The sequence below is a fragment of the Paenibacillus zeisoli genome (assembly GCF_003994465.1).
Taxonomy (GTDB): Bacteria; Bacillota; Bacilli; order Paenibacillales; family Paenibacillaceae; genus Fontibacillus; species Fontibacillus zeisoli.
Genome location: NZ_RZNX01000017.1, coordinates 1 through 14422, shown reverse-complemented (window position 1 = coordinate 14422; position 14422 = coordinate 1). Strand labels below are relative to the sequence as shown.

13 protein-coding genes and 1 pseudogene are annotated in these 14422 nt (G+C 51.0%); 4 read left to right on the top strand and 10 right to left on the bottom strand.

The window, feature by feature from the left end; translation table 11 throughout:
- Positions 1-13 precede the first annotated feature (13 nt).
- Positions 14-1651, top strand: coding sequence for a stalk domain-containing protein (locus EJP77_RS20360; protein ID WP_127201100.1), 1638 nt, complete (start codon positions 14-16; stop codon positions 1649-1651).
- A gap of 98 nt (positions 1652-1749) precedes the next feature.
- Here EJP77_RS20360 and EJP77_RS20355 read toward each other — a convergent pair whose 3' ends face one another.
- Positions 1750-2064, bottom strand: coding sequence for a hypothetical protein (locus EJP77_RS20355; protein WP_127201099.1), 315 nt, complete (start codon positions 2062-2064; stop codon positions 1750-1752).
- A 96-nt stretch (positions 2065-2160) separates the two neighbouring features.
- Entirely contained in the window at positions 2161-2904 is a 744-nt protein-coding gene (locus EJP77_RS20350) for an IclR family transcriptional regulator (RefSeq protein ID WP_127201098.1), read from the bottom strand.
- Between the two features lie 237 nt (positions 2905-3141).
- On the opposite strand from EJP77_RS20350, the gene EJP77_RS20345 reads away from it, so the two are divergent.
- Positions 3142-4161 (top strand): alpha/beta hydrolase, encoded by a 1020-nt coding sequence (locus tag EJP77_RS20345; protein WP_127201097.1) that lies wholly within the window; start codon positions 3142-3144, stop codon positions 4159-4161.
- A 90-nt stretch (positions 4162-4251) separates the two neighbouring features.
- Positions 4252-5622, top strand: a complete 1371-nt coding sequence (locus tag EJP77_RS20340; protein ID WP_127201096.1) for a Fe-Mn family superoxide dismutase — start codon at positions 4252-4254, stop codon at positions 5620-5622.
- A gap of 95 nt (positions 5623-5717) precedes the next feature.
- On the opposite strand, the gene folE is transcribed toward EJP77_RS20340, so the two are convergent.
- The 7 genes and pseudogenes from folE to chrA form a co-directional block, all read right to left on the bottom strand.
- The gene (gene folE / locus EJP77_RS20335; RefSeq protein ID WP_127201095.1) at positions 5718-6311 is read right to left on the bottom strand and encodes a GTP cyclohydrolase I FolE; all 594 of its coding nucleotides are present in this window, start codon (positions 6309-6311) and stop codon (positions 5718-5720) included.
- Positions 6312-6356: 45 nt separating this feature from the next.
- Positions 6357-6587 carry a YneF family protein gene (locus EJP77_RS20330; protein ID WP_127201094.1) on the bottom strand — a complete coding sequence of 77 codons (231 nt, stop codon included), beginning with the start codon at positions 6585-6587 and terminating at the stop codon, positions 6357-6359.
- A 98-nt stretch (positions 6588-6685) separates the two neighbouring features.
- Positions 6686-7723: an HD-GYP domain-containing protein gene (locus EJP77_RS20325; protein WP_127201093.1), complete on the bottom strand. Its 1038-nt coding sequence runs from the start codon at positions 7721-7723 to the stop codon at positions 6686-6688.
- A gap of 127 nt (positions 7724-7850) precedes the next feature.
- Positions 7851-8979, bottom strand: a pseudogene (gene queG / locus EJP77_RS20320) (tRNA epoxyqueuosine(34) reductase QueG); the annotation flags it as partial.
- Between the two features lie 29 nt (positions 8980-9008).
- A complete protein-coding gene (lepB, locus tag EJP77_RS20315; RefSeq protein WP_127201091.1) occupies positions 9009-9605 on the bottom strand; it encodes a signal peptidase I in 597 nt (198 codons plus the stop codon).
- A 126-nt stretch (positions 9606-9731) separates the two neighbouring features.
- Positions 9732-10169 (bottom strand): GNAT family N-acetyltransferase, encoded by a 438-nt coding sequence (locus EJP77_RS20310; RefSeq protein ID WP_127201090.1) that lies wholly within the window; start codon positions 10167-10169, stop codon positions 9732-9734.
- 358 nt (positions 10170-10527) lie between these two features.
- The gene (chrA, locus tag EJP77_RS20305) at positions 10528-11739 is read right to left on the bottom strand and encodes a chromate efflux transporter (protein WP_127201089.1); all 1212 of its coding nucleotides are present in this window, start codon (positions 11737-11739) and stop codon (positions 10528-10530) included.
- Positions 11740-11952: 213 nt separating this feature from the next.
- Between chrA and EJP77_RS20300 the strand changes: the two genes are divergently transcribed.
- Positions 11953-12567 carry a superoxide dismutase gene (locus tag EJP77_RS20300; protein ID WP_127201088.1) on the top strand — a complete coding sequence of 205 codons (615 nt, stop codon included), beginning with the start codon at positions 11953-11955 and terminating at the stop codon, positions 12565-12567.
- 272 nt (positions 12568-12839) lie between these two features.
- Here the strand turns inward: EJP77_RS20300 and EJP77_RS20295 are convergent.
- Positions 12840-14422: S-layer homology domain-containing protein (locus EJP77_RS20295; protein WP_185897413.1), on the bottom strand; the 1583-nt coding region annotated here is incomplete at its 5' end.

Below are 14422 nucleotides of genomic sequence, written 5' to 3'. Positions count from 1 at the left end.
GGAGGCCACCATAATGTCGAAAGGTCCACGCAACAAATTACTGCACACCGCAGCAGCTGCTGCCCTAGCACTTAGTCTCTCTCTTCCTGCTGCCGCGGGCGCAGCCGCAGGGAGCTCCTCGGCTATCGCTCCTGTACGGGATACTGCGAACAAGATCGGGGCTTCTGTAACCTGGAATCAAAAGACACAAACCGTGACTCTTACAAAAAAGAGCACCATTCTTGTTATGACTGCTGGCAAGAAGTCCGCCAAGCTTAACGGCAAACCTGTGACTCTCTCCGAACCATTACGGGTGGTCCGCAACCAGGCTATGATCTCTCCTGATGCGGTTACCAAATGGTTCAAAGACAGCCCGGTAGTTGCAGCTCCCCCTGCTGAAGCCGGCCTTCCGGGGGACTCCTTTATCGCAGCCCTGAAATCAGGTGATTCTGCGAAAGCCCAGAAGCTGATGAGCCCGGCCTTCCAACTATCTCTGACTGCTCCGCAGCTCCAAGGTCTGTGGAAAGGATATGCTCAGGTCTACGGGAATCCTACTACCCAGTTATCGAGAACAGTTGCGCCGAACAGTGTGCATACGAATATCACTTATTCGTTTCAGACAGCGGGTGCCCCGGTTAACTATACCCTGCGCCTGAACAAAGAGGGAAAAGTAGACGATCTCTTTATCGGACCGGGCAGTACCGCAGCCTACACAAATCCATCTTACGTTAATCCAACTTCATTTACGGAAGAGGAAGTCACGATTGGGGAAGGCGTCTTCGCTCTGCCTGGCGTATTGACCAAGCCTGCTTCCGGCGGACCAGCTCCCGTGGTCGTATTGGTACAGGGGTCGGGTCCTCACGATAGAGATTCCTCCATCGGCGGTTCGAAACCTTTCCGGGATCTGGCTAACGGTCTTGCCAGCCAGGGGATAGCTGTACTTCGATATGACAAAATCAGCTACGAGCATACGTTCAAATTCGCCGCTAATCCGCGGGCTACAATCAAACAGGAGACTGTGGACGATGCTATTTCGGCAGTCCGCTTCCTTAGCACACGCAAGGATGTTGACCGTTCCAATATTTTTGTCGCCGGTCACAGCCAAGGCGGCTTCGCCCTTCCGCTTATCCTGAATGCCGATAAGGACGAACGTAATATTAAGGGCTCCATTATGCTTGCCGGGCCAAGCAGCTCCTTCATTGACGTAGCTCAGGAACAGCAGCGGGAGCTGATCAGTCGAGTGAAAAGCTTGGGCGGTGACCCAACTCCTTACGAGAAGAACGCCGAGGTATGGGCAGCAGCAGCCAAGCTGCTCAGTGATCCGCAGTATTCCCCGGATCATCTCCCAAGCAGCTTCCCGCTAGGATCAGCTTATTGGTGGTATACCCTTAAGGATTACAAGCCGGTAGATGTGGCCAAGACACAGAAGGGGCCCCTTCTGATTCTGGCGGGTGAGAATGACTGGCAGGTACCGATGACCCAGTTCAACACCTGGAAGAACGAACTGACTAACCGGACGGATGTACAGTACAAGTCCTATCCGAAAGTCAATCATCTGCTGAGTGAATATGACGGGCTATCGACCGGTGCTGAATACTCACAAGCCGCCCATGTAACGGAATCCATGGTCAATGACATAGCCGCTTGGGTGAAGAGTATTACCAAGAGCTAAGCACCTATGAATACAAATAAAACAAGGCCAACCTCTCCGGGTTGGCCTTTGCTTAGTTATAGGACGCATGAGAATAATGATAATACGATCAAGTAATGTTATGATTCCACTTTTACCTGACGAAGCTTCATCAGCATAATTAGTGTGGCAGTAAATACATAAGAGACCAGCATAATATTTAACATATGGATATAACGGTTCAAATTGATCACTAAGGGAACAATCTCTCTTAAAGCACCAGCTGCAGCGATGGAGTAACAATATAATCCAATCCATCTGAATATTCGGTTCAATCCATTATCCGGTATAGAGTCCCTGCGGCCTTTGTTCGCCAAGCTATACAGCTTGCCGCGGCTGATGGAGAATCCGAGCAGTATTACAATACCCCAAAAAAATAACCATAGGACCAACACTGTACCCCTCCCTCCTCTGATACACGCACTTCTCAAGAAAAACCCTGTCCTAATCACCGGAAACGGGTCTTTCAAGTTTTCCTCATTTGCGGAGGATCAATTCATCATCATGCCCATCTCCCGGGCAGCCTGAACCAGGATGGGTCCGAATTCGATCAGGGTCTGTGGAGACAACCGGCTGACAGGGCCTGAGACGGACAGAGCGGCAGCAGCTTGACCTGCATGATTGAAGATCGGCGCCGAGACGGCGGCAGCCCCCGGTTCGCGCTCCTCATAGCTGGTGGCATAGCCTTTACTTCGGATCTCCTCCATCTGGCGGACATAATCCTCCTTGTCCACCGATGCGGGCCAGTCCGGACTGCTCAGAACCGCCTGCAGTATTCCCGGATCGGCAAAGGCTACAAGCACTTTGCTGGACGCTCCCACATATAGGGGAAGCCTGGCACCCACCGGGGCCACTCTGCGTATCGCCTGTTTGCTCTGGACCGCTTGGATGCGCAGACGCTCCATACCATCAAGCAGGTACAGGCTCACCGTCTCGCCAAGCCGATCACGAAGCTGCTCCATCTGAGGCAGCAGCAGTACTGCAGGGTCGTCACTATGGGACAGATGCGCCGAAAGCTCCCAGATTCTCAGTCCCAGTCGGTACTTCTCCGTGGCGGCATCGCGAATGACGAATCCCTTCTCCTCCAGCGTAGCCATGAGGCGGTGAACCGTGCTTTTGTGAAGTCCGATCTGGCTGGAGATTTCCGTGAGTCCCAGATCCGTGGCTTTGGTAAAACACATTAGTATATCCAGTGCCCTTTCTACGGCACGTACAGTTAATTTCCGGTCTTCCATTTCGAAAGCCCCTCTCCCAACGTTTCACTGTATGAAACCCAGTTACATAAAGTATATCTCAAAATCTAATGACTCGTCTACAGCTTCATCCGTATTCCTTCAATAAAGGGCCCATATTTTTCCCGGCATTGACTTTACCCATTCCCCGTCATACGATAATTTATAAATTCAATTCCGATTTAATAGTCCCTCATCGGGTAATCACCATAGATAATGTTATTAAGGAGGGAACGCCGCATGAACCCGACTACGACTACAACGCGGAGCGATGCTTCCCTGTCCTCCGGGGTGAACGGAGGCACTCAGACGTCACCGCTCCTTCCGGCGCGTTTTATCAAATTCAAACATGTACTGGTAGCCCTGGTGCTGTCTATTATATTCTTCCTGGTGTTCTGTTTTGTTGCCCTGCACGGATATATTGCATGGGTACTTTCCAACCCCAGCGTTGCCCCTTTATATTCCAACCCATTAATGGCTAAGGGCATGAAATACGAAGATGTATCCTTTCCTGCCATAGACGGCAGCCGTTCCATGCAGGGCTGGTATATTCCTGCCGCTGGTTCCAAGAAGACGATTGTATTCAGTCATGGCTATGGCGCCAACCGGGAGGAAAGCTGGATTCCCATGTACGATCTTGCCCACTATGCACACCGGCTGAATTTCAATGTTATTATGTTCGATTACGGCTTTGCCGCCCAGAACAGTAAAGAAGTGGCCACCGGAGGGAAGAAAGAGACCCAACAGCTGTTAGGAGCTATTCAACTCGCCAAACACCGTGGAGCCAAGGAAATTATCGTATGGGGCTTCTCCATGGGAGCAGGAACCGCACTGCAGGCGGGCTTGGTCAGCAAAGATATCGACGCCATGATTCTGGACAGCACCTTTCTGCTTGAACCGGATACCCTGTACCATAACATCCGTCAGAAGATGAGCTTGCCGCAGCATCCGTCCATTGAAATTCTTGAACTGCTACTGCCTATACAGAACGGTACAAGTCTGCGCCAAATCCCATATCAAGCTGTCAAGAAGAAGGACTATCCCTTCCCGATCCTGTTCATTCACGGAACAGAAGATGAGAAGGCGCCTTATCCGATCGCGGAGAAGCTTGCATCCAACCAGACGAATCCCATCTCCGGTGTCTGGATCGTGGACAAAGCCCATCATGAGCTCATCTTCCGCGAGCATCCAAGAGAATATTTACGCCGCGTCTCTACATTTCTTGGACAGACTCAAGCTTATTTGACAGAAAAGAAATAATAGTTAAGGCCCGTAACGGGGAAGCATAGGCCAAACTCTTCTCAGCATAACTTCAATATTGAGGTTATTTTTGGAGGAGGTACGCCTGATATGCTCTACGTTTACGGGCCTTATCTGCCTGTTCGTATTCTGGAAGAAATCCGGTTCTGGAAGGAACAGGAGAAGGAACATACCGATGTAATTAAAGCGATTGTTCCTACACTGGAACAGCCCTATGTCAAGCTGCTGGACGACTGGTCCAAAGTGTTCGAAGAAACCGAAAAGGCAGCCAACGACCTGCTTCAGCATACGATTCATATTCAGCAGGATCAGCTGCATCCCGAGCTTCTCAAGCAGATTGAACGACTGCTCGATGCCTCCTTCCGCCAATCGCGGGAGTGGGTTCGCCAGCTGTACATTCTTCTGGATCAAAGCGCTGCTGTAAAGTCCATTCCTTTAGCCAAAGTTGTCATCCTTCACATCATTAGGGAATCCGAGTATTTCCTAGGGGTGCTTGAGACACTTAACAGACCGGGCGTGATTGAGGATGCTGTCCATAATCCTCCGCCGATTCTGGATCCTTATCAGCAGGCAATGGATTACACCCGCGGAGAACCAGCTGCAGAGGGAGCAGAAGCCCAAATGGGTACCGGGTCTGCTCAGAACAAAGCATCGTCGGGTTTGGGTTCTGCTGTAAATAACGCTGTGACGGGTGCTGGGGCAACTGGGAACAATGCCGTGGGTTCTGCTGCTGTTGGAAATAACGCTATGACGGGATCGGGTGCTGCCGGGAACAGTGCAGCAGCGGGTTCCGGTACGCCAACTACCAGTACCGCCGCCGGCGTACAAGAGCAGCCAGTTCCTATAGGAGGACACAAGCTGCCTCCTCTCCCCTATCCGTACAATGCACTGGAGCCCCATATTGATGAGGCGACCATGCGCATCCACCACGACAAACATCATCAGAGCTATGTAGACAACTTGAATAAGGCAGAGAAGAAGCTGGAGGAGGCGCGCAAAACAGGCAATTTCGACCTGGTTAAGCACTGGGAGCGGGAGCTGGCCTTCAATGGAGCAGGTCATTACCTGCATACGATTTACTGGTCAATCATGAACCCGAAAGGCGGTGGCCGGCCGGAAGGCGCGCTCGCCGACCAGATCCGAAGAGACTTCGGCAGCTATGAAGCCTTTCAGAAGCAGTTCACCAAAGCAGCCGAAGAAGTGGAAGGCGGAGGATGGACGATTCTGGTCTGGAGCCCGCGAAGCCAGCGGCTGGAGATTCTGCAGGCCGAGAAGCACCAGAACCTGTCCCAGTGGGATGTGGTTCCCCTGCTTCCCATCGATGTGTGGGAACATTCCTATTATCTTAAGCATCAGAATGAGCGCAAGAAATACATTGCCGATTGGTGGAAGGTCGTCTACTGGCCGGAGGTCGCTTCTCGTTACAGCGAGGCTAGCAAGCTGAAATGGCAGCCGTTCTAAGCAGCGAATTTCTCGATTTATACGAAAAAAGGAGCATGTCCGAGGCATTCACTGCCTGGCATGCTCCTTTATTATCTAGATTGCGCTCCTATATCCTAGGACTTGATCAAGGACAAGAACTCGGCCCGTGATGCCGCTTCGCTGCGGAAGGTTCCGCGTACCGCAGACGTCACCGTCTTGCTTCCCGGCTTCTTCACGCCCCGTGCACACATGCACAGGTGCTCGCCTTCAACCACGACCATAACCCCTTGAGGGCTAAGAACTTCGTCCATGATATCTGCAATTTGTGAAGTGATGCGTTCCTGGACCTGCAGTCGGCGTGTAACCGCCTCGACCAGACGAGCCAGCTTACTGAGCCCGGCTATTCTGCCACTTGGAATGTAACCGATGTGCACCTTACCAAAGAAAGGCGCCATATGGTGCTCACATTGACTGTAGTAGACGATGTCCTTCACAATGACAAGCTCCTCGTGGTTCTCCTCGAACGTAACCCCAAGCACGTCTCTAGGATCAACTTCATATCCGCCAAAAATCTCTTCATACATGCGGGTAACGCGGGCTGGTGTGTCCAGCAGCCCTTCACGTTCTACATCTTCACCAATCAGCTTCAATATCTCCCGCACATGGTGTTCAACTTGCTCCCGGTTCTTGCCGACCTGGGTATTCAAGTAATCTTTAACGCCTGCCATTACTTGTCCCCCTCCTTCCAAAAGCCGAATAACGGCTTATCTGACTTACTTCTTCTTGCGATTCACAGGCGGCATTCCGCCTTGATTCTTCATCATTTGCTGCGCACGCTGCATTTGCTTGCCATTCAGGTTATAGCCCATCTGCTTGGCCATCTTCTGGAGCATTTGCGGATCGCTCTGCATCTTCGTCAGCTGCTTGCGTAAATATACAACACCGATGAAAAAGCCGCCGACCAAACCAACGATAAGCGCAATAATACCAACGACATAAACCACGGTCGATCACCTCTAAGTTATGATTCTTCTCAACATCCGGACATGCGGACGCACTCAATAATAATAGCATTCTTTAACCATACGAGGCAAACCAATAATCAGGTTAGAACCGCCTCTATAAACAGGGTGGTCTCGCTGGCCAAATCGACTTCCTTCACTTCCATATCCTCGCCTGAACCACGAATGATCCGGATAACCGGACGGCCCGGAAGCCCGCGATGCTGGCGCACCACAACCCCTGTCTCCTTGGTGGATAGCCGAACGGAAGTTCCATTGGGATAAATGGATATAATCCGTGTGAATTCAATGAGGACCTTCCGGTCCAGATCGTGTTCCGATGCAGCCATCATGGTCTCACAGGCCTCATGAGGCAGCATCCTCCCCTTAAAGCCGTCTGTTCCTGCACCAATAAGGTTGTCATACCGGTTCGCTGCAGCGACTATCTTGGCATATAAATGAATCTCCTCATCCATAAGACCACGCGGAACTCCCGTGCCGTTGGGCTTCTCATGGTGCTGCAGTGCCGTATGTGCCACGAGCAAGCTGAGTTCCCTCTTTTGCTTAAGGAGTTCAAATCCACGCCAGGTATGATGCCATTTCCCCCTCTCAGCCGAGAATTCCTCCGGCACGGGCACCATCTTGCCGATATCATGGAGCATGGCACCTATCGCCAGATCCTTAAGCTGAGAATAGTTAAACCCCATATTGAGACCCATTAGGGAAGCCAGCAGGCAGACATTAACCGCATGAAGATATTGATGATTATCAGCCGTCCGGATATCGGTCAGATGAACAAGTACACCTTTTTGATCCAGCACCTCTCTAAGGAGCTGATCAATGGACAAGCTGAGCTTGCGGGTACTCCACTCCTTGCCGGAGCGTGCGGCCTCCAAGGTTTCGCTCATCTCACGAAAGATGGCCTGCTTAGTCTGCTCGCTAAGCACATCCTCAATTTCAATATCATCATATTGTTCATCTTGAATATACAGCATCGTAACGCCGATTCGGTTAAGTGTGTTAATCATAAATACCGTTAATTGAACACCGCTGGACAATAGAACCGTTCCATTTGAAGAGTACACCGTTCTCCCAAGATGCTGCCCTGGTTCGATATCCCCTATGCTTACGTACCTCATGCACGATCCCCCCGCAATTTTCTGATACGCAGCTGTCAATTCGTCTGTGGGCTGGCTGAAGCGTGCCTCGAATCCCCGGCAAGGTCAGTTGCCAGAAGTTTGGTTGTCGCACGATTAATCCGGTCTTGTACAGCTTCATCCTGCTCCGATTCGGCAGCTGTCATAAGGCCTTGCATAGCCTCTTCACCGCCGATTCGGCTAAGCGCCCACGCCGCGGTACCCCGAAGCTCGGGCCGCGGGTCTTGAAGCAGCACTTCTATTATCTTCGGCACCGCCAGGCGATCTTTGAAGTTCCCAAGCCCAATTAACGCATTTCGCTGAATCGGCTTCTTACCTCTCCATGCCGCAGCGCTCTCCCCGAACCGTTCCTTGAACTCCCGGTTGCTGATATCCAAGATAGGCAGCAGCAGCGGCTTGGCAACTTCGGGATCCGGAAGGAGCTCCGGTCTGTGACTCCACTGCTTGCCGCGGTTCTTCGGACAGACGGTCTGACAGGTGTCGCAGCCATAAAGGCGGTTACCTATCTTCAGCATGAACTCTTCCTCTAGAAGTCCCTTTGTCTGGGTTAGAAAGGACACGCAGCGCTGAGCATTCAGCTCTCCTGGGCCCACCAGCGCGCCAGTCGGGCAGGCATCCAGACATTTGGTACACTCTCCGCAGTCCTCTGTGACCGGGGTATCCGGGGGAAAAGGAATATTCGTAATCAGCTCGCCGAGATAAATCCATGAGCCCCATTTGGGCGAGATGATCAGGCTGTTCTTCCCGCGAAACCCGATACCCGCACGCTCTGCAACCGCCCGGTCATTAAGTGCTCCGGTATCCACCATACTCTCGATCCGGGCGTCCGGAACCCGTTCCTTAATGAATGCTTCAAGCTTCTTCATCGCTTCGCGAAGAACGTGGTGATAATCCCTTCCCCAGGCAGAGCGGGCCATAATTCCCCGATTGGCGCCGGGCTCCGATTTCGGCGGATTCTCCATCTTGGACGGATAAGCCACCGCAATGGAGATAAGCGAAGCCGGATTCTCAAGCGAAAGCTCGGGATAGATTCTTTTGTCGATATCCGGTTCCTCGAAGCCGGACTCATAACCTTTGCGGCGCCGATCCAGCAGCACTTCTTTTAGAGAAAAAAAAGGGTCCGCCGAGGCGAATCCAATATCGTCTATGCCAAAAGATGACGCAGCATCTTGTATTTCACGCTTCAGCTTAATCCAAGGGGAATTCACATGTTCCCCGGAATGTTCCTCCTGCGTCATATTTCTCACCTCAAATTTCTGATCTTCCGCTACAAGCCGCGGATCTTAGTTAACGGCCAGAATACAAATTCAGCACGGCCTATTATTTCCTTTTTCTTCACATTCCCAAAATATCGGCTGTCCTTACTCCGTCCAGCATGACGATTGTCGCCCATCACGAAGTATTCGTCGGCATTCAGGGTCACCGGCCCAAAGTCCGCATCCTCAATTTGGATATCGGTGTAAGGCTCATTCACCGCGGTGTTATTAACAAACAGTTGGTGGCCTCTCACTTCAACGGTATCTGCTGGTACAGCAACAATACGCTTAACAAGATATTCCTTCTTATCCGGCCCAAGGCTCGGGTCCTTCAGGACCACCACTTCACCCGGTGACGGACCTTTGAAATCGTAGATCAACTTGTTCACGAACAGCCTTTCGCTCTCTTCCAGGGTTGGCTCCATAGACTGTCCTTTGACTACTGACAAATTAAAGACATATATTTGAAGCAGCAGCAATACAATGAAAGCAATCCCTACCGTTCTGATGACATCCCAGAGCTCAGCGCGCCAACCACGCTGACTGCCTCCAGATCCAGCTTGCTGCTTAGTGTCTGACTTTTTGCTTGAAGGAAATACGGGTTCCACACGGCACCTCGCCCTAATTAATTTCACCTTGTACTACAAAGCTCTACAATAATAGAAAAGCATATCTAACCGCCAAATGCAATGAGCGGAAAGATATGCTTATAAGAGATAAAACCCGGACTTATTCTATGATCTGGATAAAGTGTGGGTAGCCGCAATTCCCAGCTTCTGAAAAGCTTCAAGAATTCGCCCCGCATAACCCATCGCTTCATAAAGCGGCATTGCAGCGAGATTGTGCTCATCGCCTGCAACCATGATACGGCTTACATTACGCTGCTGGAAACGCTGTTCCATAGCCGATACCAGGTTCTTGCCTACGCCCTGACGACGGTATTCAGGATGTACCGCAACCCGGTAAATACAACCCAGGTTCTGATCGATCGTTCCAATTAAAGCACCTACAATTTCCCCATCTACTTCCGTAACCACAATGAGTTCGGAATCCCAAGAAAGCTGCCGGGCAAAAGCCCGCTTTGTATCCTCATAGCATTCTTCCGACAAGGCGACCTGCAAAAGCTCCATTACCTGACTAGCGTCACTCAATTGAAAGGAACGAACCCGCATGACATTATCTCCCTTTTCCTGACAAGATAGATTAACGCAAAGTAAAATCGGCATAGATACATTCCATCTGAGCCGATATAAATTTTACATTAATCGAACATATTTCATGACAAAAACCGATAAATTAATGCTTCCTTGACCATTAAACCACATTTATCTAAGCAAATCACCTGTTTTCTTCTGAAAGCGCTTAATAGGAAGCGTTTACATTATTTTTGATGTTTTGCCCTCTTTTCATGACAAAAGCTCCTCTTAAAGAGAAGCCTTTGTTGTAAAGGGTTTTTTCTATTTTTCAACCTGTCAGGAATAGTTTTGAACACAGATTGTTACAATAAATACCAGCAGCATGAAATGCGATCTACAGCATGGAAATGATCATGCCTCCGGCTGCTCCCGCTGCGACAACTGCCCACGGCGGCAGCTTCCAATAGACGAGCAGAATGAACAATATAGAGACCAGTACAAAGTCGGCCGAATTCATAATCGTCGTTGTCCACAGCGGATTATACAATGCGGCAAGAAGTATCCCTACTACAGCGGCGTTGATGGCAATCAGTGCTCCCTGGACTTTACTGTTCCGGCGAATAAGGCTCCAGAACGGAAGAGTTCCTGCGATGAGAAGAAAGGCCGGCAGAAAGATGGCAAGTGTGGCCGTGATGGCTCCAGGATATCCTTCGGACATCTGCCCCAGGTAGGAGGCAAAGGTGAATAGCGGACCTGGAACTGCCTGCGCAGCACCGTAACCGGCGAGGAAATCGGATTTGCTGATCCATCCTGCTCCCACCGTCTCCCTCTCAAGGAGCGGGAGAACAACATGTCCTCCTCCAAATACGAGTGATCCCGAACGGTAAAAGCTATCGAATAAGGCCAGCAGCGGCTGGTGGATAAATAGCCGAAGCAGGGGAAGTATAAGCAGCAGGCCTATCAGCAGCGTAAGACAAAGAATAGCAAAGCTGCGCTTCACCGGCACATCGGTATCCGGGATTTCAGGCACGTCCACCTTGCGGTATAACCAAAGCCCCAGAAGCCCTGCAGCGGCAATTACAGCGACCTGGCTAAATACGGTCTGCCACAGCAAGATGACGGCTGCGGCCAGGACCGCAATCGTCGCCCGTATCTTGTCCGGGGCAAGCTTCTGGCCCATTCCGAGGACAGCATGAGCGACGATCGCTATGGCAGCGATCTTGAGCCCATGAATCCACCCTGCATGGCTGATATCCATGCCCTGCATGATAACCGCGAACAGGATAAGCGCAGCAACCGAGGGGATGGTGAAGCCAAGCCAGGCAATTAGGCCTCCAAGCACCCCGGCGCGCATCATGCCAATTCCAATGCCAACCTGACTGCTGGCCGGCCCGGGCAGGAACTGACACAACGCAACCAGATCAGCGTAGCTGCGTTCATCCATCCATTTCCTTCGGCGAATATACTCGTTATGGAAATAACCAAGATGCGCAGTAGGTCCTCCAAAAGAGGTAAGTCCAAGCTTTGTCGACACCGCAAGGATCTCCAAAAGCTTGGAGGGTCCGGATTTTGAGGAACCCGGCAATGCAGTTTTTTCCTTTTGCATGGTCTAAATCTCCTCCACCTGCGTATTGATCTGGCGCTGTTTCTATCTAACATTACAATGCCATATAAGGCGGCTGATATCCAGCTGTTTCCATACATCCCTATTGATTTACTTTTAATTATAAGGTTTAATAAATATAGTAGCATCGGTACATACATTGGTGCTCTTTTGCATGTGTTAAATACTAATAACATTTCAGGAGGGATTCACAAAATGGCTCATCAATTACCAGCATTGCCTTACCCAGCAAATGCACTTGAACCACATATCGACGAACAAACCATGAATATCCACCATGATCGTCACCACAACACATATGTCACTAATCTTAATGCAGCACTTGAAAGTGCACCAGAGCTGCAAGATAAGAGCGTTGAAGAATTGATTTCCAACTTGGATGCCGTTCCTGAGAACATCCGTACTGCAGTTCGCAACAACGGTGGCGGCCATGCCAACCACACTCTTTTCTGGGAGATCATTGGGCCAAATGGCGGCGGCAACCCTACTGGCGCGATTGCCTCGGCTATCGACAGCGAGCTTGGCGGCTTCGACAAGTTCAAAGAAGATTTCGCTAAAGCGGCAACTACCCGTTTCGGCAGCGGCTGGGCTTGGCTCGTAGTGGGCAAAGACGGCAAGCTTGCAGTAACCAGCACACCTAACCAGGACAACCCGCTTCAAGACGGACAAACTCCGGTTCTGGGTCTGGACGTATGGGAGCACGCTTACTACCTGAAATATCAAAACAAACGCCCTGACTATATCGCAGCGTTCTGGAATGTGATCAACTGGAACGAAGTGAACAAACGTTACGAGGCTGCTGCAAAATAATAGCTTGATACCGAAAAGACCGCGCAAGCGGTCTTTTTTGTGCCTGTTCTCAGCTGCCCCGTTAATTTGGAGTAAACGCTCCGCGAACGGATTGCTGTTCGAATCGCTGATCACTCGGGCTGCTGCCGGGTAAATTCGCTTGCCCTACAATTACTGAGGCGAGCCGCCAATAGCCAAGAATAATAAGCAGCGGTCCTCCATTAACCGGAGAACCGCTGCTTTATTAACCTTTTACATTAAACAAAAGTATACGGGGCAGCCTTCACAGCCTGCTAGATTAACCCCGAGTTCCTAAGCAGATTGCGAACCATCACAGCCACCTCGGCACGGGTCACAGAGGTACCCGGATCAAGCAGTTTGCCGTTTCGGCCAGTTACAATCCCCGCAAGCAGCGCACTCGATACGCCATCTGCCGCCCAGGCGGAAATGGCATCCGCATCTGCGAAATCATGAATCTGCGTCCTCGTATTCTCTCCTTGAATCTTGTCCTGCAAGCCGCTGATCTTCATCGCCCTGGCGATAATCACCATGGCCTGCTCACGGGTGATCTTATCGTTCGGACGGAAGTTCCCGTCTTCAAACCCCTGAATGAGGTCGTAAGCCGATGCCGTGTGGACCGCATTCGCATACCAGTCACTGGATTGAACATCACGGAACTTCGCGGTTCCGCTCTCTAATTTGAGGCCCAATCCGCGGACAATCATTGCTGCAAACTCGGCACGGGTCATGTTCTGATCCGGCTTGAATGTCCCATCCTCAAAGCCGTTGATAACCATCCGTGAGCCCATGTCATTGACAGCGTCCTTCGCCCAATGTGCAGCAACATCAGAGAAGGCAAGTGGATGCCACACTACAGCATACATACTGTTCGTCAAGCTGTTGATTTTGGCGAAATAGCTGTTAGCAATCTTGACCACCTTGGTCGGCACATGACGTACAGTACCATCCGGCTCCACCACAAGCCCTGTCGTTATCTTATTCGGATCTACACCGTCAGGAATAGCAACCGTCCGCTCTACATAAGCGTTGAACTTGTTTACTTCTGTTGTCTGATTGCCGTACACTGCGTTCACTGTAAATTGCAGGGCTGGAACAACTAATGTAAAGCCACCCTTCGACACGGCTCGCTGGATGATCTGTGCAGTATCTGCCTTGGGTGAGGATATTTCAATATTGATCGTTATATCCTTTAGATCAACGCTGCTTCCAAAGTGTTTCGAGAGGTCATTAATATTGATTTGGTTGGCTGGGAGTGTATAGGTCGCGTTCTCCGTATGGATTTCTAACACGGCCTGCTTGCTCTCCATATTCTTGATCATCTGACCGTTCAGCTTCGCGACGACTACATCCGAGCTGGTCTTGACTGGGATCGTAATAACTGCGCCGCTGCCTTCCGATTGCAGACGCTGTTCCAGCTTCTTCTCATCGATTGTAATCGTTGTAACCGACTGGCCATCCTGCTGACTCGTCGAGGATGTACCGGCTGTTTCAACTTTGCCGTTCACAATGACTTCAACGTCTCCGGTCGTAGTTGTCGGTGCGGGCGTCGATGGAGTAGGAGAAGATGGTGGATTCGGAACCACAATCGTATAGCTTGCGGTCAAAATCTCGCTGTCCCCCATACCTGACTTCACAGCAATCGCCTTGATTGTCCGTGCGCTTGTGATGCTGATCGGCGCATTGTACACAGGGCTGCTGGCCGTTGGCGTGCTGCCATCCAGGGTGTAATGAATGACAGCATCAGGTGTAGCGCTGGTCAGGGTGACTGTTGTACCGGAAGCCACCGCCCCGCTTGACGGGCCCGCGATCGGTGCAGCAACCCGAGCCTGTATCGTTACCGTCACCGTGTACGTCT

Coding starts and splice junctions, on each gene's coding strand:
- EJP77_RS20360 (WP_127201100.1), top strand. CDS start 14: ATGTCGAAAGGTCCACGCAACAAATTACTGCACACCGCAGCAGCTGCT.
- EJP77_RS20350 (WP_127201098.1), bottom strand. CDS start 2,904: ATGGAAGACCGGAAATTAACTGTACGTGCCGTAGAAAGGGCACTGGAT.
- EJP77_RS20345 (WP_127201097.1), top strand. CDS start 3,142: ATGAACCCGACTACGACTACAACGCGGAGCGATGCTTCCCTGTCCTCC.
- EJP77_RS20340 (WP_127201096.1), top strand. CDS start 4,252: ATGCTCTACGTTTACGGGCCTTATCTGCCTGTTCGTATTCTGGAAGAA.
- folE (WP_127201095.1), bottom strand. CDS start 6,311: ATGGCAGGCGTTAAAGATTACTTGAATACCCAGGTCGGCAAGAACCGG.
- EJP77_RS20325 (WP_127201093.1), bottom strand. CDS start 7,723: ATGAGGTACGTAAGCATAGGGGATATCGAACCAGGGCAGCATCTTGGG.
- EJP77_RS20310 (WP_127201090.1), bottom strand. CDS start 10,169: ATGCGGGTTCGTTCCTTTCAATTGAGTGACGCTAGTCAGGTAATGGAG.
- chrA (WP_127201089.1), bottom strand. CDS start 11,739: ATGCAAAAGGAAAAAACTGCATTGCCGGGTTCCTCAAAATCCGGACCC.
- EJP77_RS20300 (WP_127201088.1), top strand. CDS start 11,953: ATGGCTCATCAATTACCAGCATTGCCTTACCCAGCAAATGCACTTGAA.